Origin of the sequence: Micromonospora sp. WMMD964, from assembly GCF_029581455.1 — a bacterium.
Lineage (GTDB): Bacteria > Actinomycetota > Actinomycetes > Mycobacteriales > Micromonosporaceae > Micromonospora.
The window spans coordinates 6,224,405-6,250,963 of record NZ_CP120860.1 but is presented as its reverse complement, the minus strand read 5'-3'; the positions used below and the strand labels follow the sequence as shown (position 1 = coordinate 6,250,963).

At 71.6% G+C, this 26,559-nt stretch carries 26 protein-coding genes; 17 read left to right on the top strand and 9 right to left on the bottom strand.

Annotated features, from left to right (window positions below):
* Positions 1-56: 56 nt before the first annotated feature.
* On the bottom strand, positions 57-2,852 hold the full coding sequence (locus tag O7616_RS28365; protein ID WP_282304759.1) for a TIM-barrel domain-containing protein: 2,796 nt from the start codon (positions 2,850-2,852) through the stop codon (positions 57-59).
* A 192-nt stretch (positions 2,853-3,044) separates the two neighbouring features.
* Here O7616_RS28365 and O7616_RS28360 point away from each other — a divergent pair, with 192 nt between their 5' ends.
* On the top strand, positions 3,045-3,587 hold the full coding sequence (locus tag O7616_RS28360) for a hypothetical protein (protein ID WP_282304758.1): 543 nt from the start codon (positions 3,045-3,047) through the stop codon (positions 3,585-3,587).
* 672 nt (positions 3,588-4,259) lie between these two features.
* On the opposite strand, the gene O7616_RS28355 is transcribed toward O7616_RS28360, so the two are convergent.
* Together O7616_RS28355 and O7616_RS28350 are read right to left on the bottom strand one after the other, a co-directional pair.
* Entirely contained in the window at positions 4,260-5,183 is a 924-nt protein-coding gene (locus O7616_RS28355; RefSeq protein ID WP_282304757.1) for an expansin EXLX1 family cellulose-binding protein, read from the bottom strand.
* A 57-nt stretch (positions 5,184-5,240) separates the two neighbouring features.
* On the bottom strand, positions 5,241-5,831 hold the full coding sequence (locus tag O7616_RS28350; protein WP_282304756.1) for a TetR/AcrR family transcriptional regulator: 591 nt from the start codon (positions 5,829-5,831) through the stop codon (positions 5,241-5,243).
* Positions 5,832-5,956: 125 nt separating this feature from the next.
* Between O7616_RS28350 and O7616_RS28345 the strand changes: the two genes are divergently transcribed.
* The 3 genes from O7616_RS28345 to O7616_RS28335 all read left to right on the top strand — a co-directional run bounded on the left by O7616_RS28345 (position 5,957) and on the right by O7616_RS28335 (position 9,084).
* Positions 5,957-6,781: an SDR family oxidoreductase gene (locus O7616_RS28345; protein ID WP_282304755.1), complete on the top strand. Its 825-nt coding sequence runs from the start codon at positions 5,957-5,959 to the stop codon at positions 6,779-6,781.
* A 134-nt stretch (positions 6,782-6,915) separates the two neighbouring features.
* Positions 6,916-8,142 carry an epoxide hydrolase family protein gene (locus O7616_RS28340; protein ID WP_282304754.1) on the top strand — a complete coding sequence of 409 codons (1,227 nt, stop codon included), beginning with the start codon at positions 6,916-6,918 and terminating at the stop codon, positions 8,140-8,142.
* Positions 8,143-9,084 carry a redoxin domain-containing protein gene (locus O7616_RS28335; RefSeq protein WP_282304753.1) on the top strand — a complete coding sequence of 314 codons (942 nt, stop codon included), beginning with the start codon at positions 8,143-8,145 and terminating at the stop codon, positions 9,082-9,084.
* Between the two features lie 17 nt (positions 9,085-9,101).
* Here the strand turns inward: O7616_RS28335 and O7616_RS28330 are convergent, their stop codons facing one another.
* Complete coding sequence (locus O7616_RS28330) at positions 9,102-9,974, bottom strand: transglutaminase domain-containing protein (protein ID WP_282304752.1); 873 nt, start codon at positions 9,972-9,974, stop codon at positions 9,102-9,104.
* A 65-nt stretch (positions 9,975-10,039) separates the two neighbouring features.
* Between O7616_RS28330 and O7616_RS28325 the strand changes: the two genes are divergently transcribed.
* The 4 genes from O7616_RS28325 to O7616_RS28310 all read left to right on the top strand — a co-directional run bounded on the left by O7616_RS28325 (position 10,040) and on the right by O7616_RS28310 (position 13,019).
* A complete protein-coding gene (locus tag O7616_RS28325) occupies positions 10,040-10,615 on the top strand; it encodes a GNAT family N-acetyltransferase (RefSeq protein WP_282304751.1) in 576 nt (191 codons plus the stop codon).
* Between the two features lie 222 nt (positions 10,616-10,837).
* Entirely contained in the window at positions 10,838-11,710 is an 873-nt protein-coding gene (locus O7616_RS28320) for a helix-turn-helix domain-containing protein (RefSeq protein ID WP_282304750.1), read from the top strand.
* A 20-nt stretch (positions 11,711-11,730) separates the two neighbouring features.
* Positions 11,731-12,063 carry a PadR family transcriptional regulator gene (locus O7616_RS28315; RefSeq protein ID WP_282304749.1) on the top strand — a complete coding sequence of 111 codons (333 nt, stop codon included), beginning with the start codon at positions 11,731-11,733 and terminating at the stop codon, positions 12,061-12,063.
* Positions 12,057-13,019, top strand: coding sequence for a hypothetical protein (locus O7616_RS28310; RefSeq protein ID WP_282304748.1), 963 nt, complete (start codon positions 12,057-12,059; stop codon positions 13,017-13,019). Before O7616_RS28315 ends, O7616_RS28310 begins: the two co-directional genes overlap by 7 nt.
* A gap of 3 nt (positions 13,020-13,022) precedes the next feature.
* Here the strand turns inward: O7616_RS28310 and O7616_RS28305 are convergent, their stop codons facing one another.
* Complete coding sequence (locus O7616_RS28305; protein ID WP_269682966.1) at positions 13,023-13,520, bottom strand: NUDIX domain-containing protein; 498 nt, start codon at positions 13,518-13,520, stop codon at positions 13,023-13,025.
* A 250-nt stretch (positions 13,521-13,770) separates the two neighbouring features.
* Between O7616_RS28305 and O7616_RS28300 the strand changes: the two genes are divergently transcribed.
* From O7616_RS28300 to npdG, 4 genes are all read left to right on the top strand, one after another.
* Positions 13,771-13,974: a hypothetical protein gene (locus tag O7616_RS28300; protein ID WP_109820768.1), complete on the top strand. Its 204-nt coding sequence runs from the start codon at positions 13,771-13,773 to the stop codon at positions 13,972-13,974.
* A gap of 79 nt (positions 13,975-14,053) precedes the next feature.
* The gene (locus tag O7616_RS28295) at positions 14,054-15,034 is read left to right on the top strand and encodes a histone (RefSeq protein WP_282304746.1); all 981 of its coding nucleotides are present in this window, start codon (positions 14,054-14,056) and stop codon (positions 15,032-15,034) included.
* A gap of 66 nt (positions 15,035-15,100) precedes the next feature.
* Positions 15,101-16,531 (top strand): RNB domain-containing ribonuclease, encoded by a 1,431-nt coding sequence (locus O7616_RS28290; RefSeq protein WP_282304745.1) that lies wholly within the window; start codon positions 15,101-15,103, stop codon positions 16,529-16,531.
* Positions 16,532-16,650: 119 nt separating this feature from the next.
* Positions 16,651-17,349, top strand: coding sequence for an NADPH-dependent F420 reductase (gene npdG, locus O7616_RS28285; protein ID WP_282304744.1), 699 nt, complete (start codon positions 16,651-16,653; stop codon positions 17,347-17,349).
* A 117-nt stretch (positions 17,350-17,466) separates the two neighbouring features.
* Here the strand turns inward: npdG and panB are convergent, their stop codons facing one another.
* Together panB and O7616_RS28275 are read right to left on the bottom strand one after the other, a co-directional pair.
* Positions 17,467-18,312 carry a 3-methyl-2-oxobutanoate hydroxymethyltransferase gene (gene panB / locus O7616_RS28280; protein WP_282304743.1) on the bottom strand — a complete coding sequence of 282 codons (846 nt, stop codon included), beginning with the start codon at positions 18,310-18,312 and terminating at the stop codon, positions 17,467-17,469.
* A gap of 210 nt (positions 18,313-18,522) precedes the next feature.
* Positions 18,523-20,280, bottom strand: coding sequence for an NAD+ synthase (locus O7616_RS28275; protein WP_282304742.1), 1,758 nt, complete (start codon positions 20,278-20,280; stop codon positions 18,523-18,525).
* Between the two features lie 283 nt (positions 20,281-20,563).
* Between O7616_RS28275 and glnA the strand changes: the two genes are divergently transcribed.
* The 4 genes from glnA (at position 20,564) to O7616_RS28255 (ending at position 23,820) form a co-directional block, all read left to right on the top strand.
* Positions 20,564-21,913, top strand: coding sequence for a type I glutamate--ammonia ligase (glnA, locus tag O7616_RS28270; RefSeq protein ID WP_282257423.1), 1,350 nt, complete (start codon positions 20,564-20,566; stop codon positions 21,911-21,913).
* 151 nt (positions 21,914-22,064) lie between these two features.
* The gene (locus O7616_RS28265; RefSeq protein WP_196919021.1) at positions 22,065-22,490 is read left to right on the top strand and encodes a DUF350 domain-containing protein; all 426 of its coding nucleotides are present in this window, start codon (positions 22,065-22,067) and stop codon (positions 22,488-22,490) included.
* Positions 22,491-22,580: 90 nt separating this feature from the next.
* A complete protein-coding gene (locus O7616_RS28260) occupies positions 22,581-23,273 on the top strand; it encodes a WYL domain-containing protein (protein ID WP_282304741.1) in 693 nt (230 codons plus the stop codon).
* A 169-nt stretch (positions 23,274-23,442) separates the two neighbouring features.
* Positions 23,443-23,820, top strand: a complete 378-nt coding sequence (locus tag O7616_RS28255; protein WP_282304740.1) for a VOC family protein — start codon at positions 23,443-23,445, stop codon at positions 23,818-23,820.
* Positions 23,821-24,008: 188 nt separating this feature from the next.
* Here the strand turns inward: O7616_RS28255 and O7616_RS28250 are convergent, their stop codons facing one another.
* A complete protein-coding gene (locus tag O7616_RS28250) occupies positions 24,009-24,461 on the bottom strand; it encodes a hypothetical protein (protein WP_282307753.1) in 453 nt (150 codons plus the stop codon).
* A 184-nt stretch (positions 24,462-24,645) separates the two neighbouring features.
* Between O7616_RS28250 and O7616_RS28245 the strand changes: the two genes are divergently transcribed.
* On the top strand, positions 24,646-25,533 hold the full coding sequence (locus O7616_RS28245; protein WP_282304739.1) for a virginiamycin B lyase: 888 nt from the start codon (positions 24,646-24,648) through the stop codon (positions 25,531-25,533).
* A 60-nt stretch (positions 25,534-25,593) separates the two neighbouring features.
* Here O7616_RS28245 and O7616_RS28240 read toward each other — a convergent pair whose 3' ends face one another.
* Positions 25,594-26,556, bottom strand: coding sequence for an LD-carboxypeptidase (locus O7616_RS28240; RefSeq protein WP_282304738.1), 963 nt, complete (start codon positions 26,554-26,556; stop codon positions 25,594-25,596).
* Between the last annotated feature and the right edge of the window lie 3 nt (positions 26,557-26,559).

Sequence of the window (26,559 nt, the reverse complement as noted above, 5' to 3'; positions counted from 1 at the left end):
AAAACCGGCCGGGTGGGTGTCGCCCCCACCCGGCCGGCAACCGGATCCCTAAAACCTCAGTGCTTCTTGAACACCGGCATGGTGTCCAGCGTGGTGGTGATGGTCTGCGTGGTGCCGCCCCGGTACGTCTTCCCGGTGAAGATGTCGGTCCAGTTGTCGCCCGGCGGGAACCACACCGACGTGGTGGCGGTGTCGCCCGGCGTCGTCACCGGCGCCACCAGGTAGTCCGGGCCGTAGAGGTACTGGGAACCGGCGGTGGCGTAGGCCGGCTGCTCGTTCGGGTACGCCAGGTACATCGAGCGGACGATGGGCGTACCCGTGCGGGTGGCCTCCTCGGCGGCGGCGTAGGTGTACGGCTGGAGTTCCTTACGCAGGTTGAGGAACTTCTTGGCCGACGCGTTGGCCGCCGGGCCGTACTGCCAGGGCAGCCGGTCGCTGTGGTTGGAGTGCAGCCGGTCGATCGGCTGGAACGTGCCGAACTGGACCCACCGGGCGTAGAGGTCGTCGGGCAGCTTGGTGCTGCCCGGTTCGGTGCCCGGCTCCTGGAGGCCGCCGGTGTGCCCGCCGATGTCGTGGCTGACCGCGGCCAGTCCGGTCGCGGCGGACTCGCCCGGCGTGTAGCCGACCTCCATCTGCAGGGTCGACCAGTCGGAGGTGGTGTCACCGGTGAAGTGCAGCGTGGTGCGCTTGTCCGCCCACGGTCCGGTGGACACCGGGGTCGGGCTGCTGTAGCCGCCCGCCTGCAACGAGCCGTACGCCCGGGAGAAGGCGAAGCCGGTCTTGTCGGCGTACTGCTTGTTGATCCACGCGTCGGCGGTCACCCCGGCGAGCGACGACGTGGTGTTGTCGCAGCACCAGTCCAGCCACCAGAGGTCCGGGCCCTTGCTGCCCTTCGGCAGCATCCCGTCGTGGAGCTGCAGGTACGCCTTGAGCTGGTCCGGGTCGCCGAAGTCGAACGCGTAGCAGTCGGGCCCGCCGTTGCAGCCGACGCGTTGCAGTTTGCCCTTCGCGGTGGCCTGCGCCTGCGCGAACTTCGGGTCCGAACCGAGGATGCTCGGGTGGATGTTGATGCCGGTGTGCAGGCCCTGCTTCTTCGCCCAGTCGAAGAACGCCTTCGGGTCGGGGATCCGGGTGGGGTCGATGCTCCAGCCGTTCCACTTGTCCGGCGCCTTGATGTCCGTGTCGAGGACGAGAACATCCAGGGGTACGCCTTCGGCCTTCGCCCGGGTCACCAGCTCCTGGAACTCGGTGGAGGTGCGGTCGTAGTACTCGGAGTACCACACCCCGTACGCCCACTTCGGCAGCAGCTTCGTGGGCCCGGTCAGGGTCGACAGCTCCTTCAGGCCACGGGTGAAGTCCTGCCCGTACGCGAAGACGTAGCCGTCCTGTTCCGGCGCGGGCCGGGGCTTGGTGGTGCTCAGGGCGGAGGCCGAGTCGTCGAGCAGGTACCAGCCGTCCTGGTAGAGCAGGCCCGGAGCGGTGAGCGCGGAACCGGTCACCCCGTCCAGGCCGCGGCGGTAGCCGCCGAGCGGCGCGTGCGGGGCGAGCAGCGGGGAGTCCTTGCCCGTGACGGCGACCGTGTCCACGTTGACGTTGCAGCTGGCGTCCGTGGGGCAGCCCAGTGCCACGGTGTTGGTGCCGCGGTCGAGGTGGACCGGGACGGAGACGGTGTTCCAATAGTCCCACCCGCTGGTCGGCGGGAGGGTCGCCGTGACCGGGGTCGCCGTTCCGGCCGTGACGGACATGGTGCGCGTCTGGCTCGGCTGGGCGCCGGCCTGGCCGTTGGCGTACCGGATCTGCACCCGGTAGTCGCCTGCGGCGGGGACATCGGTCACGGTGAGCGCCACGGCGGCGGTGGTGCTTTCCAGACCGGCGAGGAACCCCGTACCGGAAGCGCCGTTGTGGTCGTTCGCGGGCCGTGCGCCGCCGGTCAGCGCGCCGGTCTCGGCCTCGCCGAGCGTGCCGAACCGTAGCGGTTGCGGCTGGGGCGTGGACGGCGCCGGGAACTCAGCACCCGGGTCGACCACCGCGAGGCTGTCGATGTTCACGTTGCCGGAGTCCTCGGCACCCCGCACGACAGTGATCTCGTGCCGACCCTTGGTGAGGTCGAGCGGCACGCTGGCCAGGCCCCAGGTGTCCCAGTTCGTGGTGGGCGGCAGCGTCAGCGTGCGACCGGCGTCGCCGTCGACCCGCACCGTCAGGGTGCGGGCGACGTTCTGGCCGTCGCCGCCGGTGCTGTTGGCGTACCGGACGGTTAGCTGCTTCGTGCCGTCTTCCGGCGCGTCGAGCGCGAAGGTGACCGAGTCACCGGACGAGGCGAACCCGGCCGCGAAGCCGCGTCCGGTGTACCCCTGGTGGTCGGTGGCCACGCCGGGGCCGTTCAGCTGCAGCGACTCGGCCTCGCAGAGCGCGCCGAACGCGCACGCCGGAGCGGTGTGACCGGCCCAGGGGCGGCCCTGCACGACCTGCTTGCCGGCCTTGAGCTGCACGGTGAGGTTGTCGGCGGTGAACGCGCCCGACCCGACCCGGTAGCGCAACGTCATCGCGCCGGTGTCGATGGTGAGCCAGCCGTGATCGACGTGCTTGGTGAAACGCGTACGGGGGAAGTCGTCGCGCCCGATGACGTTGAAGGTGGCGGCGTCGGTGAACCTGCCGTCCTTCTGGTACTCGGTGCGGATCAGAGTCGGGGACAGCACTTCGAAGCGTGCGTCACCCGACCGAACAGACCCGTCCTGCGCCTTGTGGCGGCTGGCCTGCGCCGGCCCGGACGGGGCGAGTGCCAGCCCGGTGACCAGGATGCCGACTGCGGCGGCTGCCGTCGCGCGACGGCGCGGTGAGTTCCGATAGAGCAAGATGCGCTCCTCGTCTCATATGGAGGAAATGAGTCGATGACAACGCTGTCACTCGCGCGAAACGCATGTCAACTCCAACGCATGAGCAGCGGCCGAACGCGAACAGCCTCGGGTGCGACAAGGTCACTAACCGTCATCGGTCTGTGACGTGGTCGGGGTCGGAGATTGACGTTGTGCTGCGACCGTCGGGGTGTGACGACTCAGATGCTGATGAGTGCGCGGCGGATCAGCGCTTCGCTGATCGTTGCGATGCTCGTGCTGGCCGGGGCGACCGGTTGCACTCCCGTGATCAAGGCCGTCACCGGCCTGACCGTGGACGCCGACGGTCAGCCCTTCGCGGTTCTGTCCTGGTGCGCGGACCGGCCACCAGGCACGGTCATCCTCCTTGCCGAGAAACGCTCGGTTTCGCCCTCGCCGTCCGGCACGGCGGCCTCCCAGAGCTGGCCCTCCTGGCCGGGCCGACGGTATGCCGTGCCGCGTGCCGCGACCTCGCCGACCGAGGTACGCCTGGAGGGGTTCCCACCTGATCCGGCCCCTGACCCGGACGAGGCCTTCCGGATGTACGGAGTCGCCGATGACAACAGCTTCACCTCGCACGCGGTGAGCTTCCGGTTCGCTGAGGTGGCAGACCTGCGGCCCGGATCTATCCTGATCACCGAGGTCGTGGACAACCTCGACGAGCAGCGGGCCGTGTCCATGGAGGAGTTCGCGAGCCTCGCAGAGGACGAATGCTGACCAGTGCTGATGGGCGTGGCGCTCGGACCGTCTCTGCGCGGTGGTCGCCGGCTCGTCGGACCGACTTTCTGCGTCGGCAGCGCATCGATCTGTCAGGAATGCTCCTTGTCTCGGACGCGACATTCATGTGATTGCGGGCTTCACCTATACAAGGATGTCGATTAGAGGAACCACCTCGTGAGCACACCTGGAGAGGAAGTCCTATGCAGTTCCGAACGGGGATCAGGCAGTCGGGGGTCGTCGCCGTGGCCGTCGCGACACTCCTGTTGGTGTCAGGTGCACCAGGTCAGGCCGCCGAGCCGAACCGGTCCGTCGATGCGGCCGCGGCGTCCTGCGCGGTGACGCCGAAGTCTGGAATGGGCAACATCAACATCCGCCTCGGTGCAGGCACGAACCACCCGATTGACGGGGTTCTCCGCTCCGGCACGTGGGCCTCTTCGGCCTGCTCCAATGTCTCCGGTGGTTCCTACTCGGCCTGCGGTGGCGGTAACAGATGGATCGTCGTACACCCCGATTGCCTGGGATGTTTCGGGTACGTCGCCTACAGCTGCGTACGCCTGGTGCGGGACGTCTAGGTCCGCTCGAACCGGAACAGGCCGAGGGCGGCGGGCTTCGGTCCGCCGCCGACTCGCGGGCGCACGGCGTGCGAGCCGGGGTCCTCGGCGTACCGGGTCAGCAGCGCGGGCTGCCGAGCGGCGCGGGCCCGGCGAGCGCTTCGACTGTCGCCGTCGGCGCGGGCGAGGGCGGGGCAGCGCTCGGTGAGGACGGGGCCGAGGGCGTGGCCGGGGGAGACGGCGAGGGTGAGCTGCTGGGCGTGGCCGGGCTGACGAGGGACACCGTGCTGCGCTGCACCTGCTTGGTGGCCATCCGGATGCCGGTGGCGGTCGCCTGGTGCCCGTACACGTCGGTGACCTTGATGCTGAACGGCCCGGGGCCGAGCCCGCCCTCGACGGTCCAGTAGTTGTCGGTCTGGCGGATCGCCTTGCGGAAGTCGCCGCTGGTCCCCTTCGCCTCGACCGAGCGCAGCGGGTTGCCGTGGTTGCCGACCTGGACGGCGAACCACCACTGCGAGGCGCCGCCCTTGATCCGGAAGGTGAGCCCGCCGTCGAGCGGCGGGTTGAGTGCCGCCCGGTACGTCACGGACGCGATGCCCTGCGACCGGTCGGCGATCCGGGTGAACGCCTCGGTGGAGAGGTCGATCTTCGTCGGCCCGCAGCCACCGCACTGGTCCATGACCATGACTCGGACGGTGCCCTTCGGCCCGGTCACGTCCAGGTAGCTGCCGCAGGCCGCTCCTTTGGAGTACTGCGACGAGCCGAGGGCCACGTAGAGCCGGTCCGCGGGTGGGCCGGGAAAGGAGCAGTTGCCGCCGGAGCGACCCGCGTCGTAGAAGCTGGCCTTTCCCTTGTGGACGGTGTTCCCCGACGGGGGCGCGGCGCAGGCCGGGGTGGCGCCGCCGCGTACGGCGAGGGTGATGCCGAGGGTGGCGGCCAGGGCGGTGAGGCCGGCGCCGACCAGCCAGTGCCGGGTCCGCCGACTCATCCGGGGTGTGCTGGCCGGGGTGTCGTCCTCGGGGTCCGTGCCTGGTGCCGTCACGGCGCCTGATGTTGCCGCACCAGGCTGCGGGAACGCAAAAGGCGGTCACTCGCCGGATCAGCGGGGTCGCAGGCCGTCGAGGGCGGTGGTGACGACCTGGTCGGCGTACTCGGTGGTGAGCGGCCCGCTGCGGTAGAGCCACCGGTTGAGCACCGGCCCCCAGATCAGGTCCACGGCCACGTCGAGGTCGAGGTCGTCGGCGAGTTGCCCGGCCTGCTGGGCGCTGCGGAGGCGTTGCCGTTTGGCCTCCCGCAACGGCCCGTCCAACCGTTGCGCGTACGCGGCTGCCAGTTCGGGGTCGAGCGTGATCTCGGTGGCGAGGGCGCGCATCGGTTGCTCGTACCGGGGGTCGTTCATCTCCTCGACGGTGGCGCGGAGCACCAGGCTGAGGTCCGCGGCCAGGTCGCCGGTGTCCGGCAACGTCGGTGGCTCGCCGTCGGCGCCCTCGCTGAGCAGGAGGAAGGCGTCGAAGATGACCGCGCCCTTCGACGGCCACCAGCGGTAGATGGTCTGCTTGCCGACCCCGGCCCGGGTGGCGATGCCCTCGATGCTGACCTTCGCGTACCCGACCTCTTGGAGCAGGTCGAAGGCCGCGGTGAGGATGGCGCGCCGTGATGTCTCGTTGCGGCGGGCCGTGTTGGGCGTCATGGCCCGACACGATACCAGCGACGAGACGGACCGTCTCGTCTTGACGGCGGTGCCGCCGGGAGCTAGCCTTCTGGCCGTAACGAGACGGACCGTCTCGTCTCGCAAAAACCGATGGGGAGACCGACATGCGTACCTGGTTCATCACCGGCGCCAGCCGTGGCCTGGGCCGTGCCTTCACCGACGCCGCCCTCGACCGGGGCGACCGGGTGGTCGCCGCGTCCCGCAGCATCGCCGCGGCCGACTTCGACGAGCGGCACGCCGACCGGCTGCTGGCCCTGCCCCTCGACGTGACCGACCGGGCGGCGGTCAGCACCGCCGTGGACACCGCCGTGGCGCACTTCGGGCGGCTCGACATCGTCGTCAACAACGCCGGCACCATGTCCATGGGCATGGTCGAGGAGTTCACCGAGGCCGAGGCGCGCGCCCAGTTCGAGGTGAACTTCTTCGGCGCGCTCTGGGTCGGTCAGGCCGTGCTTCCGCACCTGCGGGCCCAGCGGTCCGGCCACATCGTGCAGGTGTCCAGCATCGCCGCGCTCGGTGGTTTCCCGAGCACCGGCATGTACAGCGCGAGCAAGTTCGCCCTGGAGGGCATGAGCGAGGCCCTGGCCATGGAGGCGGCGGCCTTCGACATCACGGTCAGCATCGTGCAGCCGGGCGGATACTGGACCGACCTCTACACCAGCATCGCCGCCACCACCCCGTTGGAGGCGTACGCGGCACTGCGCGCCGAACTGGAACGACAGTGGGCCGAAGGCTCGGTCGACAGCGAGCCCAAGCTCGCCGCCGAAGCGTTGTTACGACTCGTCGACAGCGACGACCCGCCGCTGCGGCTCCTGCTCGGGAGCATGGTGTACGACCTCGCGTTCGACATCTCCCGACGGCGGATGGACACCTGGGCGGGCTGGGAGCAGGTCAGTCGAGCCGCCGAGCAGGCGGTCGCGGCGCCCTGAGCGCCGTATCGCCACGGGCCGGGGGCGCACCGTTCTAGGCTCCGAATATGGCGGCGGCGTGCCCATTCCGGAAATGGCGCACAGGCCCATGAATTCTCCTCGCAGGGCGCAAACCTAGTCGGAGAGGAACCCGCATGGCTGTCAAAACCAAGGCCCGTCCCGGCACCACGGAGATTCGGCCGTTCTCGGTCGACATTCCCCAGGCCGACCTCGACGACCTGAAGAGGCGCATCAAGGCGACCCGCTGGCCGGACAAGGAAACGGTGGACGACCAGTCGCAGGGCGTGCCACTCGGGACCATTCAGGCCGTCGCCCGTTATTGGGAGAAGGAGTACGACTGGCGCAAGGTCGAGGCACGACTGAACGCCCTGCCGCAGTTCATGACGACGATCGACGGAGTGGACATCCATTTCATCCACGTACGTTCGAAGCACGAGGACGCGCTGCCGCTCATCGTCACCCACGGCTGGCCCGGTTCGGTGATCGAGCAGATGAAGATCATCGAACCGCTCACCGATCCCACCGCCCACGGCGCGAGCGCGTCCGACGCCTTCCACCTGGTGATCCCGTCGCTTCCCGGGCACGGCTTCTCCGGCAAGCCGACCGAGTCGGGCTGGAGCCCGCAGAAGATCGCCACCGCCTGGACCGAGCTGATGAAGCGCCTCGGCTACACGCGGTTCGTCGCGCAGGGCGGCGACTGGGGTGCGGTCATCGTGGACCAGATGGGCCTCCAGGCGCCCCCGGAACTGCTCGGCATCCACACCAACATGCCCGGCGCGATCCCACCCGAGATCGACCTGCTGTTCCAGGGCGACACCACCGGCGCGAACAACGCCATGGGCTCACTGCCGTCCGGTCTCTCCGCCGACGAGATGCGGGCCGCCGAGGAGGCCAACTACGTCTGGAAGCACGTCGCGTACGCCCTGATGATGGCGACGCGTCCGCAGACGCTCACCGGGCTGGCGGACTCCCCGGTCGGTCTGGCGTCCTTCCTGCTCGACCACGACGCCAAGAGCCTCGCGCTGATCGCGCAGGTCTTCGACGGTGCCAAGGCGGGCCTGACCCGTGACGACATCCTGGACAACATCTCGCTCTACTGGCTGACGAACACCGCGGTCTCCGCGTCCCGGCTGTACGCGGAGAACAAGCTCTCGTTCTTCGCCGCCAAGGGCGTCAAGATCCCGGTCGCCGTCAGCGTCTTCCCCGACGAGCTGTACGAGGCACCGCAGAGCTGGGCCGAGCAGGCGTACTCCAATCTCATCTACTACAACAAGCTCGACGTCGGCGGGCACTTCGCGGCCTGGGAACAGCCGAAGATCTTCTCCGAGGAGCTTCGGACCGCCTTCCGGTCGCTGCGGTAGATGGCCGTGCACCTGCCCCCGCTGAACGGGGCGGTCGAGTGGCTCAACTCCGAGCCACTCGACCCCGCCGACCTGCGCGGGCGCGTCGTCCTGGTCAACTTCTGGACGCTGACCTGCATCAACTGGCTACGCCAGGAGCCGTACGTGCGGGCCTGGTCGCAGGCGTACCGCGACGACGGGCTGGTCGTCGTCGGGGTGCACACGCCGGAGTTCTCGTTCGAGCACGAGGTCGACCAGGTACGCAGGGCGGTCGAGGCGCGGTCGATCGACTACCCGGTCGCCGTCGACAACGACTACGCGATCTGGCGGGCCTTCGACAACCACTACTGGCCGGCGCTCTACTTCGTCGACACCGGCGGGGTCATCCGCGACGAGCACTTCGGCGAGGGGCGCTACGAGCAGTCCGAGCGGACGCTCCAACACCTGCTCGGCATCGAGCGGGACCCCGTACCCGTCGACGGGGTCGGGCCGGAGGCGGAGGCCGACTGGGACGACCTGCGGACGCCCGAGACGTACCTCGGTTTCAGTCGCGGCGAACACTTCGCGTCGCCGGACGGCCCGGCGCTCGACGAACGCCGCGCCTACCACCTGCCCGAGCGCCTGGGCCTCAACCAGTGGGCGCTGGCGGGGGACTGGACGATCGGCGCGGAGAGCGTCACGGTCGACCAGGCCGGTGGCAGCATCGCCTTCCGGTTCCACGCCCGTGACGCCCACCTCGTGCTGGGCCCCGTGCCGGGACGGTCGATCCCGTTCCGGGTGCTCCTCGACGGGGAGGCTCCCGGCCCGTCGCACGGCGTCGACGTCGACGCCGACGGCCACGGGGTGCTCCAGGACGGTCGCCTCTACCAGCTCGTACGCCAGGACGACGCGGTCCGCGAGCGGACCCTGGAGGTCACGTTCGGCGAGCCCGACGCGGCCGCGTACGCCTTCACCTTCGGGTAGGGCGCGCCCCGCGCCGCTCAGCGACGCAGGTCGACGCTGACGGTGTCGGAGACCGGCGACATGCAGTGCACCCGCGGGCCGGGACGGAGCCGAGCGTCGCCGGCGTACCGGTCGGCGAGGGCCTTCTCCGCGGCCTCGTCGCCGTCGTCGGCGGCGAGCAGCAACGCGGCGATCTCGTCCACCAGGGTGAGATCGGCGGTGGCGAGATCCTCGGTCATCGCGCCGAAGCCGTCCCAGAGCAGCAACTCGTCCTTCTGCCGATGGGCCAGTTCGATCAGGACGTAGTCGTGGATGAACCAGTCGCCTCGGAACGGCAGCTCCGGGCTGACGCCGTAGCGGTCGGGGTCGATCGTCCCGGCCCGGAACGCTGACCACACCCGCGCCGCCGAATCGAACAGCCCGGCCTTCGGGTCGATGTCGTAACCGTCGAACCCCCAGTCACCGGCCGGGTCGAGCTCCGGGTCGGCCCAGACCCACCGGTGGCCGTTCCAGTACTCCACCAGCACGTGGTCGTGGTGCCAGTCGGGTGCGAAGTACGAGGCGAAACCGACCCGGCTGCGGCTGGGAATGCCGTGCTGACGCAGCACCGCGACGGAGAGCAGCGTGTGGTCCCGGCAGCAGCCGGCCACCCGGTCCACGGCTGGCCGCTCGGCGGCCAGGGGCAGCGGGAAGCGGGACTGGTCGGTGTCGAGGATGCGGTCCACCCAGCGACAGTTGACCTCTTCGAGCCGGTCGGGGGGCAACTCGACCCCACCGGCGCGGTAGTGGACGATCAGATTGCGGACGGTGGCCGCCACCGAGGCGATGTCGGCCGGGACGGCGTCGAGCAGCGCGGCGTGCCGACCGGGATCGCTGTACGGGGAGTGCTGACGGTAGTCATCGATGTTCATGCGCCGAGTCTGCCGTCCCGCGCCGGGGTCGGTGGGGCCGCTCGGCCTGCAATATCGTCAATCTCATGACGACGCCCGAGATCACCATCGCCACCCCGGCAGACCGCGAGGCGGTTGTCGGTTGCCTGGTGGCCGCGTTCGTGACGGATCCCATCCTGCGCCACCTGTTCCCCGACGACGCCACCTACCCGCGATACGCCGCCACCTTCTTCGGGAACCTCTTCGACAAGCGGGTGCACCTGTCGTCGATCTGGACGATCGGCGGCGGCGCCTCGGTCGCCCTCTGGGACCCGCCGGCCGGGCAACCGGCTGCCGCGCACGGGTCGCCGACGGACGCTCCCTACCCGGCCGACGTGCTAGCCCGGGTCCAGGGCTACGACGACACGATGCACGCCGCCCTGCCGACGTACCCGTTCTGGTACCTCGGAGTGCTGGGCACCCACCCGGACAGCGCCGGACGCGGCTGGGGCCGGGCCGTCATGCGGGCCGGGCTGGATCGCGCCGCCGCCGAAGGGCTTCCGGCGATCCTGGAGACCAGCAACCCGGGCAACGTCGAGCTGTACCGCCGGGCCGGCTGGGAGGTGCTGGGCTCGCTGTCGGAGCCGGTACCCACCTGGATCATGCAGCAGCCACCCCGCTAGCGGGACCGGCGCGCCGTCTCCCGCCGAGATCTTGGACAGTTTCCGTTCCGCGCTAACGGAAACTGTCCAAGATCTGCGCGTGCGACACCGCTGACGCGAGCTGATCAGAGGGCTACGACATGACGATCGGTGCGGGCTGACCCGACCGATGCGGGCACCGGATGTCGGGTCGGCCACCTGCCCTCCCGCCTAGCGTGGCTGCTGAAAGGGAAGGAGATCCTGGTGCTGGAGCGGCTCAACGAAGCCATGACGTACATCGAGCGGCACCTCGACCGGAAGATCGAGGTGGCCGAGCTGGCACGGATCGCGCTGACGTCGGAGTACCACTTCCGGCGGCTGTTCTCCGCGCTGGCCGGGATGCCGCTGTCGGAGTACATCCGTCGGCGTCGGCTCACCGTCGCCGGGGCGGACGTGCTGGCGGGGGAGCGGACGTTGCTCGACGTCGCGGTGCACTACGGCTACGGGTCGACCGAGGCGTTCGCCCGGGCGTTCCACGCCGTGCACGGCGTGGGGCCCGGAGAGGCTCGGCGTACGGGGGCGGCGCTGCGTGCCCAGCCCCGGATGTCCTTCCGACTCACCGTCGAAGGGAGCGGCAGTATGGAGTACCGGATCGTCGACAAGGACGCGTTCGCGCTGGTGGGGCGCAAGGCCCGGGTGCCGCTGGTGCACGAGGGGATGAACCCGGCGATCGTCGCGTTCATCAAGGGCATCGACCGGGAGACGACCGAGCGGATCGAGGCGCTCTCCGACCAGGAGCCGAAGGGGATCGTCAACGTCAGCGACAACCTCGCCGACAGCCGGGCCGAGGGCACCGAGTTGGACTACTGGCACGGAGTGGTGACCGGCGCCGTACCGCCGGTGGACCTGGACGCGCTGCCGGTGGCGGCGGGCACCTGGGCGGTGTTCACCACCTCGGGCGCGTTCCCCCAGGCGGTGCAGTTCCTGTGGCGGGACGTGTTCACCCAGTGGTTCCCGTCCAACCCGTACCGCAGCCGACCCGGACCGGAGATCTCCCGGGTCCGGGTCTCCGCGGACGGCACCGAGGCGGACGCCGAGCTGTGGATTCCCGTCGAACGGGTACCCACCCCTATGTAGAGTTCCGATACAGTGGTCGGATGCGGATGACCATTCCGGTCGCCAAGGTGCTCGCGGCGCTGCTCGCCGAACCCGACGCGCAGCGTTACGGGCTGGACCTGATGCGCATGACCGACCTGCCCAGCGGCACCCTCTACCCGGTGCTGCACCGGCTCACCGAGGCCGGCTGGCTGGCCGCCGACTGGGAGGAGATCGACCCCGTCGCGGCCGGTCGGCCGGCCCGCCGCTACTACCGGCTCACCGCCGTCGGGGTGACGCGGGCCCGGCAGGCGCTCGCCGACCTGCGAGCCGCGATCCCCGACAGCCGTCCATCGTGGGGCGGCACCGAGCCGACCGGAGCGCCGGCATGGTGAGCCGACGCGTCGCCGAGTTGCTGTTGGAGTTGGCCGCCCGCCGCTGGTCGGTCGACGTCCGCGACGACCTGCGCCGCGAATGGGCCGCCGAGTTGCACGTGCTCGCCGAGAGTGGCCGTCGGACGAAGATGCTCGGCTTCGCCGCGAGCCTCGCGATGAGCCGGGCCGGCACCCCGGTGGTCGACCGCACCGTGCTGCGTGGTCGGGCCGGCCGCACCGTCGCCGCGCTACTGCTGTCCCCGATCACCTGCGTCGGGATCGTGCTCGTCGGTGCGTTCGCCCTCGACCCGATCGAGCGCGTACTGGCCGAGAGCTGGTCGGAGCGGGCGCAGAAGCCGATCTGGACGACGCTCACCGTCGCGATGGCGGTGCTGCTGGCGGTGTTCGCCGTGCGCTGGGCCCGGCACACCGCGCTCGACGGCCCGCTGCGCATCGCGCTGGGCGTGGTGCTTCCCATCGGCGTGACCGCTGTCGTGTTCCTGTCCGCCATCTCCCCGGACGACCTGGCCACCCTCGTCCCCGGGGTGTTGCTCTGGTTGGCCGGCCTGACGCCGGCCCTCTGGGCCGCAGCGAGCCTCGCCGTCCGCAGTCGCCTCCGTGCGGCCTGGTCGGTGGGCGTCCTCGGCGCGCTCGCCGCCACCGACCTCGCGGTGATTCTCGCTGTTCTCGACGCCATCTCGGCGGGCAGTCGCGCCGGCCCGGTCAGCGGCCCGACGCCACTGGACGGCGTCGATCAGATCTCCGCGCCGCTGTGGCTCCTCGCCGCCTGGACGGACTGGAACGTCGGCCTACCCCGGCCTGCCATCCCGTGGGAGGTCTTCCACATCATCACCAACCAGGTGATGGTGGAGCCGATGCTCTACCTGGCCTGCATGCCCTACGCGCTCGCGTACACCATCCGGGCGGCCCGGTCGGCCCCCGCCGAGCAGGCCGCCCTCGCGGCGACCCCGGTGTGAACCTCAGTCGGGTACGTCGTCCCAGGTGGTGCCCGGCTCCAGGTAGCCGGCGACCTGGTTCTCGCGCAACGCGTACGCGAGGACCAGCAGGGCGTGCTTGTCCAACTCGGGCAGCCGGTCCACCGGGAACCACCCGACGGCCAACGACTCGTCGTCGTTGACCCGGGCGGTGCCGGACACCAGCCGGCACAGGAAGCCCAGGTTCAGGTATTCGCAGCGGTCCCCGTTGGGATAGGTGTGCGGGTGCGAGACGGCGCTGGACAACCGCACCGGCGCGACCTCCAGACCGGTCTCCTCCCGCACCTCACGGACCAGCGCGGCGGCCGGCTGTTCGCCCGGCTCGACGAAACCACTGATCACCGACCAGCGGCCGTCGTCGGCCCGCTGACCGAGCAGCAGCTCACCGGCGTCGTTGCGGACCACCGCGCTCACGCTGGGCAGCCAGAGCAGGTCGTGCCCGACATGCTTGCGCATGCCCACGATGTAGTCCGGTGTTCCCATCCGGCGATCATAGGCACGACCCCAGCGGCCGGCGCCGCCCCGTCACGGCACGTCGGGTGTCAGGCCGACCAGCTGACGGTACGGCGGAACCGGCCGTCCAGCCGACGGGCGGCAGTCGGGAAAAGTGTCCCGGCCTGGGCTTCTTTTGCTGTTCCGGCCCGACGAACGCCTTGCATATCTACTGTGGAGAGGGTCGGCGACTTGTGCGATCCGGTGGCGGCCGGCCGGATCGCGGTGCACAGTGATTCCCATGAGCGACAGCGGACGTGGTGGGCAGTTCTACTGGTGCACCCGGCATCACCGGGTCGAGACGGACGCCGACGTGTGTCCGGCGAAGCACGTACTCGGCCCGTACGACTCGGCGGCCGACGCGGAGAACGCCCTGCAACGAGTGCAGGAGCGGAACGAGGCGTGGGATGCCGAGGACGCTCGTTGGGCCGGGGAGGACAGATAGGCGGCGCGGGACGGCTCGCGCCGAGGCATTTCGTGCTCCGCGACGCACGCGAGAGCACGTCCCCGAGGAGGGAACCACGATGGCCGAAGCACAGCAGGCCACCACCCGTCCGGCTGCCCGACGTACCACCGCGAAGAAGACCGCCGCGGCGGAGCGGAACACGGCGGCGAGCCGGACCACCCCCGTCCGCAAGTCCACCGCGGGTGCGACGGCGGCGAAGGCCCCGGCGCGCAAGGCGGCCGGCGGCGCGGGGCGTGCCCCGGCCAAGAAGACCACCACGGCGGCCAAGAAGGCCCCCGCGAAGAAGGCCACCACGACGAGCAGGACCACCACGACGAGCACGGCCAAGAAGGCCCCGGCGAAGAAGACCACGACCCGCACGACGACGGTCGCGGCGAAGCGGGCCCCGGCATCTCGCACCTCCACCGCCGCCGCGACGCGGCCCGCGACGCGCAAGAGCACGGCGGCCGCGAAGAAGACCACCGCCGCCGCGAAGAAGACGACGGGTACGGCGAAGAAGACCACCGCCGCCGCGAAGAAGACGGTGAGCGCCGCGAAGAGGACCACCACCTCGGCGGCGAAGAAGACCACCGCCGCGGCGAAGGCACCGGCCCGCAAGACCGCGACAGCGGCGAAGGCGCCGGCCCGCAAGACCGCCACTGCGGCCAAGGCGCCGGCGCGGAAGACCGCCACCGCGGCGAAGGCACCGGCGCGGAAGACGGCGGCCAAGGCGTCCGCCGTCAAGAAGACGGCGGCGAAGAAGACGGCCGCCACGAAGGCCGCCGTCAAGAAGGCCCCGGCGAAGAAGGCCGCGTCCACCCGACCCAGCGGTGGCGCTCGCAAGGCCCCGGCGAAGAAGGCCCCCGCCGCGAAGGTGACCGGCACCTCGTCGACGACCGCGCGCAAGGCGGCGGCGAAGAAGGCACCGGCGAAGAGGACCGTCGCCGCCAAGGCCCCGGCCCGCAAGGTCACCGCCCGCAAGTCGCCGGCCCGCCCGGTCGCCGCCCGCGCCACCGCCCCCCGGGGTACGCGCAGCACCGCCCGGAAGGCCACCGGCTGAGCGGGCCGCGGACATCTCGGCCGGTCACCGGAAGCGGATCACGGGCGGCGCTGTCAGGATTGACCCGTGGTCATCCGACGCGTACTCGCGCCCCGCATCGACTTCGGCGCGCTGCGCCGCGAACTCGGCCTGCCCGAGGAGTTCCCGCCCGACGCCCAGCGTGAGGCGGACGAGGCGGCGGGCGCGCCGCCTCGCCCGCCCGTCGACCGCACCGACGTACCGTTCGTCACCGTCGACCCGGCGACCTCCCGGGACCTGGACCAGGCGATGCACCTCGCCCGCCGTCCCGGTGGGGGTTACCGGGTGCGGTACGCGATCGCCGACGTCGCCGCGCACGTCAGGCCGGGCGGCGCGTTGGAGGCGGAGACCTGGCGGCGGGGGCAGACGATCTACCTGCCCGACGGGAATGTGCCGCTGCACCCCCACACCCTCAGCGAGGGCGCCGCCAGTCTGCTGCCCGACGACGACCGGGCCGCGGTGATCTGGACGATCGACCTGGACGCCGACGGCGGCACCGTGGCTGTCGAACTGGAACGCGCCATGGTCCGCAGCCGCGCCAAACTCGACTACGCCGGGGTGCAGGCGGCGGCCGAGGCCGGTCGACTACCCGACCCGATCGCGCTGCTGCCGGAGATCGGCGACCTGTTGACCGCCCGTGGGTTGCGTCGCGGCGCGATCAACCTGCCGCTGCCCGAGCAGGACCTGGAACCCGACGGCGAGGGCTGGCGGCTGGTGCTGCGCGCGCCGGTGCCCATGGAGGAGCACAACGCCCAGATCTCCCTGCTGACCGGGATGGCCGCCGCCGACATCATGCTGGCCGGCCGCATCGGGTTGCTGCGGACCATGCCGGCTCCCAAGCCGGAGGCGGTGCAGCGGCTACGGGCCGCCGCCGCACCGCTGGGCGTGCACTGGCCGGAGGAGATGGGCCCGGGTCAGGTGATCGCCGGTCTGGACCCCGCCCAGCCGCGCGCCGCCGCGTTCATCGACCAGGCGGCCGAGTTGATGCGCGGCGCCGCGTACACCGCCTTCGACGGGACGGTGCCGGAGCAGCCGGAGCACGGCGGTGTGGCAGCCACGTACGCCCACGTCACGGCGCCGTTGCGACGCCTGGCCGACCGGTACGCCACCGAGGTCTGCCTGGCCCTGCACGCGGGCCAGGCAGTGCCCGACTGGGCCCGTGCCGCGTTGCCCCGGCTGCCGGAGGTGATGGCGAGCACCGACCGGACCGCCTCGGCGGCTGCCCGGGGCGCCGTCGACCTGGCCGAGGCCGCCGTGTTGGAGCACCGGGTGGGCGAAACCTTCGACGCGGCGGTCCTCGACGTCGACGCCCCGCCCAACGGTCGGTCCCGTCCCCGACCACCGGGCGGCACGGTGGCCCTGGACGAGCCGCCGGTACGCGCCCGCTGCCTCGGGCAACTGCCGCTCGGCGAACGGGTCCGGGTCCGCCTGGTCACCGCCGACCCGGCGGCCCACACCGTCCTGTTCGAGCTGGCCTGACCGAGCCGTCCGGCGGCGGCCTGACGCGCTTGCGGGCCGGAGGGCCCGAGCCGGCCTGACCGGCCTGACCTCGACGGCCTGACGCGGTGCCGGGCCGGACGGTTTGCGAGGATGACCGCATGGCATACGACGCGAGCACGCTCCCCGACGTGTCCGGGCTGACGGTCGGCATCATCGGTGGCACCGGCGACCAGGGGCGGGGCCTGGCCTACCGGTTCGCGCGGGCCGGGCAGACGGTGCTGATCGGTTCCCGCAACGCGGAGCGGGCCGCCGAGTCCGCCGCCGAGATCGCCGCGATGCCGGGCGTGCCGGCCGACGCCGGTGTCACCGGCGCGGCCAACGACGAGGTGGCCCGGCGCAGCGACGTGGTGATCATCGCGGTGCCGTGGGACGGGCACGCCGCCACCGTCGCCGCCCTCGCCGAGCCGCTCGCCGGTCGGATCGTCGTCGACTGCGTCAACCCGCTCGGCTTCGACAAGCAGGGCCCGTACGCGCTGACCGTCGCCGAGGGCAGCGCCGTGCAGCAGGCCGCCGCGCTCCTGCCCGACTCCCGGGTCTGCGCGGCGTTCAACCACGTCAGCGCCCCGCTGCTGGCCGACCCGGAGGTCGACCGGATCGACCTGGACGTGCTGATCTGCACCGAGGACCGCGAACTCGTCGGCATCGTGGGTGCGCTCGCCGCCCGGATCCCGGGGATGCGCGGCATCTACGCCGGCCGACTGCGCAACGCCCACCAGGTCGAGGCGTTCACCGCCAACCTCATCGCCATCAACAAGCGCTACAAGGCCCACGCCGGCATCCGCGTCACCGACGTCTGACCGGGTTCCCGGTCCGACGATCGGCGTGATCCACTCGGGTTCGGTGATATCGCGGTGTCCCGGTGCCGGGGATACCCCGACATCGGCGAACCCGAGTCGATCACGGCTCCTGCTGGACTAGAAGGTGTGTTCGGCGGCGGGGAACTCGCCACCCCGGACCTCGTCGGCGAAACGGCGGGTGGCGTCGGTGAGGGCACCGGCCAGGTCCGCGTACCGCTTGACGAAGCGTGGCGTCTTCCCGGTGCGCAGGCCGGCCATGTCCTGCCAGACCAGCACCTGCGCGTCGGTGTCCGGGCCGGCGCCGATGCCCACCGTCGGGATCGGCAGCTCGTTGGTGATCCGCTTGGCCACCTCGCCGGGCACCATCTCCAGCACCACGGCGAACGCGCCCGCCTCCGCCACCGCCCGTGCGTCGGCGAGCACCTCGTCGGCGGCGTCGCCCCGGCCCTGCACGCGGTAGCCGCCCAGGGTGTGTTCGCTCTGCGGGGTGAAGCCGATGTGCGCCATCACCGGAATGCCGGCGCCGACGATCGCGGCGATCTGCGCGGCGCAGCGGCGGCCACCCTCCAACTTCACCGCGTGGCAGCCGCCCTCCTTCATGAACCGGACGGCGGTGCGCAGCGCCTGGGCCGGGCCCTCCTCGTAGGAGCCGAACGGCAGGTCACCCACGATCAGCGACTGCCGGGTCGCCCGCACCACGGCCCGCACCAGCGGAAGCAGCTCGTCGGCGGTGATCGGCAGGGTCGTCTCGTAGCCGAACACGTTGTTCGCGGCCGAGTCGCCGACCAGCAGCACCGGGACGCCGGCCTGGTCGAAGATCGACGCCGTGTACTGGTCGTACGAGGTGAGCATCGGCCACCGCTCACCGCGCTCCTTGGCGGCGATCAGGTCCCGGGTGCGGACCCGTCGGGTGGCCGGGCCCCCGTAGAGCGCGGTCACCTCGTTCGGAGTGGACTCCACCATCTCTGTCTCCCTTCCTCGAGGCCGCGTGCGCGGTCCCCGGGTTCAGTCGCGATCGTCGCACCGCGAGACGGGGCGATGGCAGGGCCCAGTGCAAGATGTCACTCCACCGCGACGCGAGGCCGTCGGCGGCAGAGCCGCGAGGCCGTCGCGGGCAGCGCCGCGGGGCGGTGCCGGGTCGTGCCACCGACCCGACACCCCACGGTGTACGGCTCAGCCGCGCTCGCGCCACCGGTTGGTGATCGGCAGACGGCGGTCCCGACCGAACGCCTTCATCGAGATCTTCGTGCCCGGCGCGGCCTGCCGTCGCTTGTACTCGGCGGTATCCACCAGCCGTAGCACCTTGTCCACCACCGCCGGGTCGTGGCCCGACTCGACCAGCCCGTCGCGGCCGAGGTCGCCGTCGACGTAGCCGATCAGGATCGGGTCCAGCACGTCGTACTCGGGCAGGCTGTCGCTGTCGAGCTGCCCCGGGCTCAGCTCGGCGCTCGGCGGCTTCCCGATCGAGTTCTCCGGGATCGGCGGGGTCTCGCCGCGCCGGGCCGCGTCGGTGTTGCGCCACTTGGCGAGTCGCCAGATGAGCGTCTTCCAGACGTCCTTGACCGGGTTGAAGCCGCCCACCGAGTCGCCGTACAGGGTGGAGTAGCCGACCGCCAGCTCACTCTTGTTGCCGGTGGTCAGCACCAGGTGGCCCTCCTGGTTCGACAGCGCCATCAGGATCACGCCACGGACCCGGGCCTGCAGGTTCTCGACGGCCAGGCCGGACAGCGACAGGTTGGCCAGGAACCCGTCCACCATCGGCTGGATCGGTTCGACCCGGTAGTCCAGGCCGGTGCGCTTGGCCAGGTCCGCGGCGTCCTCCCGGGAGTGCTCGGAGGAGTGCTGGCTGGGCAGCGACACGCCGACCACCCGGTCCGGTCCGAGGGCGTCGACGGCCAACGCGGCCACCACCGCCGAGTCGATGCCGCCGGAGAGACCGAGGACCACCGACGGGAACCGGTTCTTGTTGACGTAGTCGCGCAGACCGAGGACCAGCGCCTGCCACACCTCGGCCTCGTCGGCCACCGGCTCGATCAGACCGCCGGTGGCGGCGGGGCCGGTCGGCGCGGCCGGAATCCCGTCGAGGGTGCTGCGGACGATCCGCATGCCGTCCGCGACGGACTCGCCGGTCGGCAGGTCGGTGGCGGCCGGCAGGTCGACGTCGTGCACGAGCAGGTGCTCGACGAACTGGGGAGCCCGGGTGAGCAGGTCACCGTCCGCGCTGACGATCATCGAGTCACCCTCGAAGACCAGCTCGTCCTGGCCGCCGATCATGTTGACGTACGCGATGGCGGCACCCGCCTCGGCGGCCCGGCGGCGCACCAGCGGCAGCCGGATGTCGTCCTTGTTCAGCTCGTACGGCGAGCCGTTGATGTTGACCACGAGGCCGACGCCCGCGCGCCGGGCGGCGGCGAACGGGCCCCCGGCCTGCCACAGGTCCTCGCAGATGGTCAGCGCGACGTCCACCCCGCCGATCCGCACCACGGTCAACGCGTCCCCGGAGACGAAGTAGCGGTCCTCGTCGAAGACGCCGTAGTTGGGCAGGTGGTGCTTGAAGTAGCGGGCGGCGACGGTGCCCCGGTGCAGCAGCGCGGCGGCGTTACGGGCCCCCCGGCCCGGCTCGGCGTCCCCACTGACCTGCGGCGGCCCGTCGGCGTCCAGGTAGCCGACCACGACCGGCACCGCACCGAGGCCGTCCGCGGCGAGGTCGGCCGCGAGCCGCTCCACGGCGGCCCGGGACGCGGCCACGAAGGAACGCCGGAAGACCAGGTCCTCGACCGGGTAACCGGTCAGCATCAGCTCCGGGAAGAGCACCAACTGGGCGCCGGCATCGGCGGCCTGGCGAGTCCAGCTGCGGACCAGGTCGGCGTTGCCGGCGATGTCGCCGACGCTCGGGTTGACCTGGGACAGGGCGAGACGCAGGGTGGGCATGTCCTCATCTTGCCCCAGCCTCGGCGGCTGAATCCCACCCCTCGGACGAGATGGCCGCCACGCTGCGACGGACGCGTCCGCCGGGCGGTGCGGCCGCGGGCCCCCGAGCAGCAGGGCACGGGGCTCTTCGACGGGAGGGCGCACGCCCGTGGGGCGGGAGGTGAGGGGACGGCCGGCGGCGGTTCGCGTAACGTCTGCGTAACCAGGCCCGGGAAGACTGGGCGATCAGGCCGGGTGCAGCCCGGCCAATGCGGACAAATGAGTGTCGCGAGGGGTTGGGGAAGTGGACCGTCAGCAGGAGTTCGTCCTCCGGACGCTGGAAGAGCGGGACATCCGGTTCGTCCGGCTGTGGTTCACCGACGTGCTGGGCACGCTCAAGAGCGTCTCGGTGGCGCCAGCGGAGCTGGAGGCCGCCTTCGAGGAGGGCATCGGCTTCGACGGCTCGGCGATCGAGGGCTTCGCCCGGGTCTTCGAATCGGACATGGTGGCCATGCCCGACCCGACCACCTTCCAGGTCTTCCCGTTCGAGGGCGGGGTCAGCGGCGAGAGCGCCCGGATGTTCTGCGACATCCTGCTGCCCGACGGCGGGCCCTCCTGGGCCGACCCCCGGCACGTGCTGCGCCGGGCCCTGTCCAAGGCCGCCGAGAAGGGCTTCACCTTCTACACCCACCCGGAGATCGAGTTCTTCCTGCTGGAGAACGGCCCGCAGGACGGCTCACTGCCCACCCCGGTCGACACCGGCGGCTACTTCGAGCACACCACCCACGCGGTGGCCCGCGACTTCCGCCGCCAGGGCGTGCTGGCGCTGGAGCGCATCGGCATCTCGGTGGAGTTCAGCCACCACGAGGTCGCCCCCGGCCAGCAGGAGATCGACCTGCGCTACGCCGACGCGCTGACCACCGCCGACAACATCATGACCTTCCGGCACGTGGTCAAGGAGGTGGCGCTCTCCACCGGCGTGCAGGCCAGCTTCATGCCGAAGCCCTTCACCGACCAGCCGGGCAGCGGCATGCACACCCACCTGTCGCTGTTCGAGGGGGAGCGCAACGCCTTCCACGACTCCGGCGACCCGATGAAGCTCTCCAAGGTGGCGAAGTCGTTCATCGCCGGCCTGCTGGTGCACGCCCGGGAGTACACGGCGGTCACCAACCAGTGGGTCAACTCGTACAAGCGGCTCTTCCCGCAGCACCTGCCGGACCGCATCACCGAGAGCCCCGCGTACGTCTGCTGGGGTCACCTCAACCGGTCCGCGCTGGTCCGCGTGCCCGCGTACGGCAAGCCCAACTCGGCCCGGGTCGAGGTCCGCTCGCTGGACTCGGCGACCAACCCGTACCTCGCCTTCGCGGTGCTGCTCGGTGCCGGCCTGAAGGGCATCGAGGAGGGGTACGAGCTGCCGCCCGGCGCCGAGGACGACGTCTGGGCGCTGACCAGCGCGGAACGGCGTGCGATGGGCTACGAGGCGTTGCCGGAGAACCTGGCCGAGGCGATCGACGTGATGGCCGAGTCCGAGCTGGTCGCCGAGGTGCTCGGCGAGCACGTCTTCGACTTCTTCCTGCGCAACAAGCGGGCCGAGTGGGAGCAGTACCGCCGCGAGGTCACCCCGTACGAGCGGCAGCGTTACCTGGCGCTGTAGGGCCTTGCCGGATCGCCGCCCGGACTCCGCCTCGGCTCGACCGCCCTTATGAAACAGGCCCTGGGCGCGGGGCTGACGCGGTTGCGCCCTGCCGCTATCGTCTCGGTCACCGCGCCGGTACCCCTCCGGGCGGAGAGTCGGGAGGCAGTCGGTGCTGGAGGATCTGCTCAGCGGTGCCTGGCAGAGCGTCGTGTTCGGGATCGTGGGCGTCGGGCTCATGGCGGCCGGGTTCGGGCTGGTCGACCTGCTGACCCCGGGTCGGCTGCGGGACCTGATCTGGGTCGACCGCAACGCCAACGCCGGGCTGCTGCTCGCCGCCAACCAGCTCGGCATCGCCGGGATCGTCTTCACGGCGATCCTGACCAGCTACAGCGACTTCGGCAAGGGGCTCGCCTCCACCGTGGTCTTCGGGCTGGTCGGCCTGGCCATCATGGCGCTGGCCTTCGTCGTGCTGGACCTGCTCACCCCGGGCAAGCTCGGCGAGGTCATCTGCTCGCCCGAGCCGCACCCGGCGGCCCGGGTCAGCGCCGCCACCCACTTCGGGGCCGCACTGATCGTCTGCGCCTGCATCGCCTGACGAGGCCGGCAGGCGTGGCGGTTCCGGTCCACGATCTCCGGCCGGTCGAGGTGCGCGCGGGCGTCGTACCCCGGTCGTAGCGTCCCGGGCATGAACCGCACGGACCGTCTCTACGCGCTGGTCGAGGAGCTGCGGGCGGTGTCACCGAGGCCGCGCAGCGCCCGTTGGTTGGCCGCGCGTTTCGAGGTGAGCAGCCGGACCATCGAACGCGACATCGGCGCTCTCCAGGAGGCCGGGGTGCCGATCTGGGCCGAGCCCGGGCGCACCGGCGGCTACGTGGTGGATCGGGCCCGCACCCTGCCGCCGGTCAACCTGACCGCCGCCGAGGCGGTCGCGATGGCCGTCGCGCTGCACCGACTCGCCGGCACGCCGTTCGCCGGGCCGGGCGCCACCGCGTTGCGCAAACTGATGGCGGTGCTGCCGCCGGCCGACGCCGTCGAAGCGCACCGTCTCGCCGGCCGCGTGCACCTGATCGCTGACGGGCCGGGCACGCCCTTCCCGGCCGTCGTCGCCGACGCGGTCGCCGCCGGGCGGGTGCTGCGCATCGGGTACGCCGACCGGGCCGGTGCCGACTCGCTCCGTGACGTCGAACCGCTCGGCTACCTCGGCAACACGCGACACTGGTACCTGCTCGCCTGGTGCCGGTTGCGCGACGAGCTGCGGTGCTTCCGCACCGACCGGATCCGGAGCGTCCGGGCGCTGCCCGACGTGGTGTCCCGCGAGTTGCGCCCGGCCGACCTGGACATCCCCCGCGAACGGGTCCGCCCGCTGAGCCTGGTCTGAGACGCGTCGGGGCGTGCGCCGCCGGCGGGTCCGGGCGTGTCGGGTCCGGCCCGGTGGGAAACCCCGTCGGGTGATCCGGAAACACCGACAGGACGGTGTCGCGGACGGCCCCGAGACTGCTCCGAGACGACGGCCGAAACGGTCGGCTCGGAAACTCTGGAGGCAGTAGATGTCCACGACGCCCATCACCTGGTTCGAGATCGGCACCGACCGGCCGGAGGAGGCGGAGCGTTTCTACGGGGAGCTGTTCGGTTGGACCTTCGAGGAGCAGGGCTCGGCCGACGGCGGTTCCTACCGGGTGACCGGTGCCGGCGGGGGCAGCGGGATCGGCGGAGCGATCCGGGCGACCGACGGGACGGGGCCGAACTACGCGGTGTTCTACGCCGAGGTCACCGACGTGGTGGAGACGTGTCGGCGGGCCGAGGCGGCCGGTGGCAAGGTGCTGGTCGCGGCGCGTACGGCGCCGAGCGGGCTCACCCTCGCCCACCTGCTCGACCCGGCCGGCAACCACCTCGGCGTGTTCACGCCGCCGCCCGGCCAGAACTGACGCCCACGCCCCCGGGCGGTCGGCCGGTCCCGGGCGGTCGGCCGTTCCCGGGCGGTCGGCCGGTCCCGGGCGGGCCCGGCCCGGAGGTGCACGGCGGTGATCGACACTCAGATCGCCGATGTGGCGGGGTCCCCGCTTAGGCACACCGCCACATCGGCGAAACGGAGTGGATCACGGGCGCCGGGGGCTCACTTGCCGGGCGTACCCGCCGGGCCGCCGTGGCCCCACCCACGGTGACCGCCGGGGAAGACGCCGGCCTCGACGGCCTTGGTGATGGCGTCGGCCTGCTCCTGGGTGAGCTTGCCGTCCTTGACGGCCTGGTCCAGCCGTTCCCTGAGTGCGGCCTTGCGGTCCTCGCCGGAGGGGCGCTGCGGCCGATCGGCGGGCCGGTGCTGCTCGCGGACCTTCTCCAGGGCGGCGGTCACCTTGTCGGTGGGCACGCCCAGTTCCTTGGCGAGCGCCTCGGCGAACTCACCCTGCCGGTCGGCCTTCGCGCCGGGAGCCGGTGCGCTGCTGGCGCTCGGCGCCGGGGTGGGGGTGTCCGCGGCGAACGCGATCGTCGGGGCCGCGATCCCCACGCCGAGGACCCCGGCGGTGGCCAGGCCGGCCAGCAGGTGCTTCCTACGGATGGTGCGGGACATGCTGTCCTCCAGAGGTTCGGTCATCCTGCGATGTCGTCACCGACGGTGACCGAGCAGTCTGGGTGGAAGCCGTGGCGATCCTGTCAGCGGGCTGACAATCGTGGCGGGCGGCGAACGAAATCGGTTGTGTCGCCACCGGCCGACCGGTCAGGGTGGGCGATCCGCCCACGGAAGGACACCGCACGTGACGACCGTCGACATTCGGGAGATACCGCTCGTCGAGCCGGGAGCGGGCCCGTACGGCATCACGGCGGGCCCCGACGGCGCGTTGTGGCTGACGCTGGTCCACGCCGGAGCGATCGCCCGCCTGGGGGTGGACGGCACGGTCCGTACCCATCCGCTTGATCCGGCCGGCGGACGTCCGTTGATCATCACGGCCGGGCCGGACGACGCGCTCTGGTTCACCCGCTCCGGCGACGACCGGATCGGTCGGATCAGCCTCGACGGCGAGCAGCGCACTGTCGCCCTACCCGCGGGCAGCGGACCGGGCGGCATCGCCGCCGGGGCCGACAACGCGCTCTGGTACGCCGGGATGACCTCCGACACGATCGGCCGGGTCGACACCGACGGCACTGTCACCGTGTTCCCGCTGCCGGTGACCGGCGGGTTCGCGTCGATGATCACCGCCGGGGCGGACCAGGCGCTCTGGTTCACCCTCAACCAGGCGAACGCGATCGGCCGCATCGACCTCGACGGTCGGGTCACCGTGCATCCGCTGCCCACCGCGAACGCCGGACCGGTCGGCATCACCCTCGGCGCCGACGGGGCGGTCTGGTTCGTGGAGATCGCCGCCGGTCAGCTCGGCCGGATCACCCCGGACGGCGAGATCGTCGAGTTCCCGCTACCGGACCGTGCGGCCCGGCCGCACGCGATCGTGGCCGACCCGGCGGGCGGCGTGTGGTTCACCGAGTGGGGCGCCAACCGGATCGGTCACCTCGATCCGACCGGCCGGATCGACGCTCACGACCTGCCCACCCCCGATGCCGAACCACACGGCATCACCCGCACCGCCGACGGCGTCTGGGCCGCCCTGGAAATCGGCGCGGTAGCCCACCTGCCCCACCCCGCCTAGTCCTCGGTGATCAAGAGGTTTGCGTCAGGATCCGGGCCGGAATTGACGCAAACCTCTTGATCACCGGGGGAGACGGGGGGAGACCGGGGAGACGGCGGGGGCCACCGTCAGGGTTCCGGTTTCGGTGTTCAGGGTTGCTGTGGTGCCTACCGGGACCGTCAGTTGGTCTTTGCCGTGGCCGATGGGGAGGCCGCCGAGGACCGGCACGCCCAGGTCGCCGAGGCGTTCGGTGAGCACGTCGACGATCGTGGTGTCCCAGCCGTCGCCGCAGTCGGTGAACTGCCCGACCGCCACCCCGGCCAGCCCGTCCAGCGCGCCGGCCCGACGGAGGTGGGTGAGCATCCGGTCGACCTTGTACGGGGGCTCCTGCACATCCTCGATCAACAGCACCGCACCGGTCAGGTCGGGCAGGTCCGGTGTGCCGATCGACGCGGCGATCATGCACAGGTTGCCGCCGAGCAGGGTGCCGGTGGCGTGACCCGGCACGCGGACGTCGAAGGTCTCCTCGGTGGGCACCGCGCTGATCGACACCGGTTCGGTCGTCATCAGCGCCGCGTGCAGGGACTCGGCGGAGCGCAGCGGGGTCCGCTCGTCGCGCCAGGCCGCCCCCGGGCCGTGCACCCCGGCCAGCCGGGCGCCCCGCCACAACGCGAACTGCAGGGCGGTGATGTCCGAGAAACCGGCCACCACCTTCGGGTCGCGGCGGACGGCGGCCATGTCGACGGCGTCCACGATCCGCTGGACGCCGTACCCGCCCCGGGTGCAGATCACCCCACGGATCTCCGGATCGGCGAAGGCCGCGTTCAGGTCGGCGGCGCGCAGCTCGTCCGTGCCGGCGAGGTAGCCGTGGCGGGCGTACGCGTTCGGGGCCGGCACCGGGCGCAGACCCCACCCGACGAGCAGTTCCATGCCCCGGGCCACCCGTTCCGGCGAGGTCGGCCCGGACGGCGACACCAGCAGCACCGCGTCACCGGGCACCAGCACGGGTGGGCGGACGGCGGCGGTGGTGTGCTCGCTGATCACAAC

Bases quoted from the DNA above. Each gene is read 5' to 3' on its own strand.
- O7616_RS28350 (WP_282304756.1), bottom strand. From the start codon at position 5,831: ATGACGCCCAACACGGCCCGCCGCAACGAGACATCACGGCGCGCCATC.
- O7616_RS28345 (WP_282304755.1), top strand. From the start codon at position 5,957: ATGCGTACCTGGTTCATCACCGGCGCCAGCCGTGGCCTGGGCCGTGCC.
- O7616_RS28340 (WP_282304754.1), top strand. From the start codon at position 6,916: ATGGCTGTCAAAACCAAGGCCCGTCCCGGCACCACGGAGATTCGGCCG.
- O7616_RS28335 (WP_282304753.1), top strand. From the start codon at position 8,143: ATGGCCGTGCACCTGCCCCCGCTGAACGGGGCGGTCGAGTGGCTCAAC.
- O7616_RS28330 (WP_282304752.1), bottom strand. From the start codon at position 9,974: ATGAACATCGATGACTACCGTCAGCACTCCCCGTACAGCGATCCCGGT.
- O7616_RS28325 (WP_282304751.1), top strand. From the start codon at position 10,040: ATGACGACGCCCGAGATCACCATCGCCACCCCGGCAGACCGCGAGGCG.
- O7616_RS28315 (WP_282304749.1), top strand. From the start codon at position 11,731: ATGCGGATGACCATTCCGGTCGCCAAGGTGCTCGCGGCGCTGCTCGCC.
- O7616_RS28310 (WP_282304748.1), top strand. From the start codon at position 12,057: ATGGTGAGCCGACGCGTCGCCGAGTTGCTGTTGGAGTTGGCCGCCCGC.
- O7616_RS28305 (WP_269682966.1), bottom strand. From the start codon at position 13,520: ATGGGAACACCGGACTACATCGTGGGCATGCGCAAGCATGTCGGGCAC.
- O7616_RS28300 (WP_109820768.1), top strand. From the start codon at position 13,771: ATGAGCGACAGCGGACGTGGTGGGCAGTTCTACTGGTGCACCCGGCAT.
- O7616_RS28295 (WP_282304746.1), top strand. From the start codon at position 14,054: ATGGCCGAAGCACAGCAGGCCACCACCCGTCCGGCTGCCCGACGTACC.
- npdG (WP_282304744.1), top strand. From the start codon at position 16,651: ATGGCATACGACGCGAGCACGCTCCCCGACGTGTCCGGGCTGACGGTC.
- panB (WP_282304743.1), bottom strand. From the start codon at position 18,312: ATGGTGGAGTCCACTCCGAACGAGGTGACCGCGCTCTACGGGGGCCCG.
- O7616_RS28275 (WP_282304742.1), bottom strand. From the start codon at position 20,280: ATGCCCACCCTGCGTCTCGCCCTGTCCCAGGTCAACCCGAGCGTCGGC.
- O7616_RS28260 (WP_282304741.1), top strand. From the start codon at position 22,581: ATGAACCGCACGGACCGTCTCTACGCGCTGGTCGAGGAGCTGCGGGCG.
- O7616_RS28255 (WP_282304740.1), top strand. From the start codon at position 23,443: ATGTCCACGACGCCCATCACCTGGTTCGAGATCGGCACCGACCGGCCG.
- O7616_RS28250 (WP_282307753.1), bottom strand. From the start codon at position 24,461: ATGTCCCGCACCATCCGTAGGAAGCACCTGCTGGCCGGCCTGGCCACC.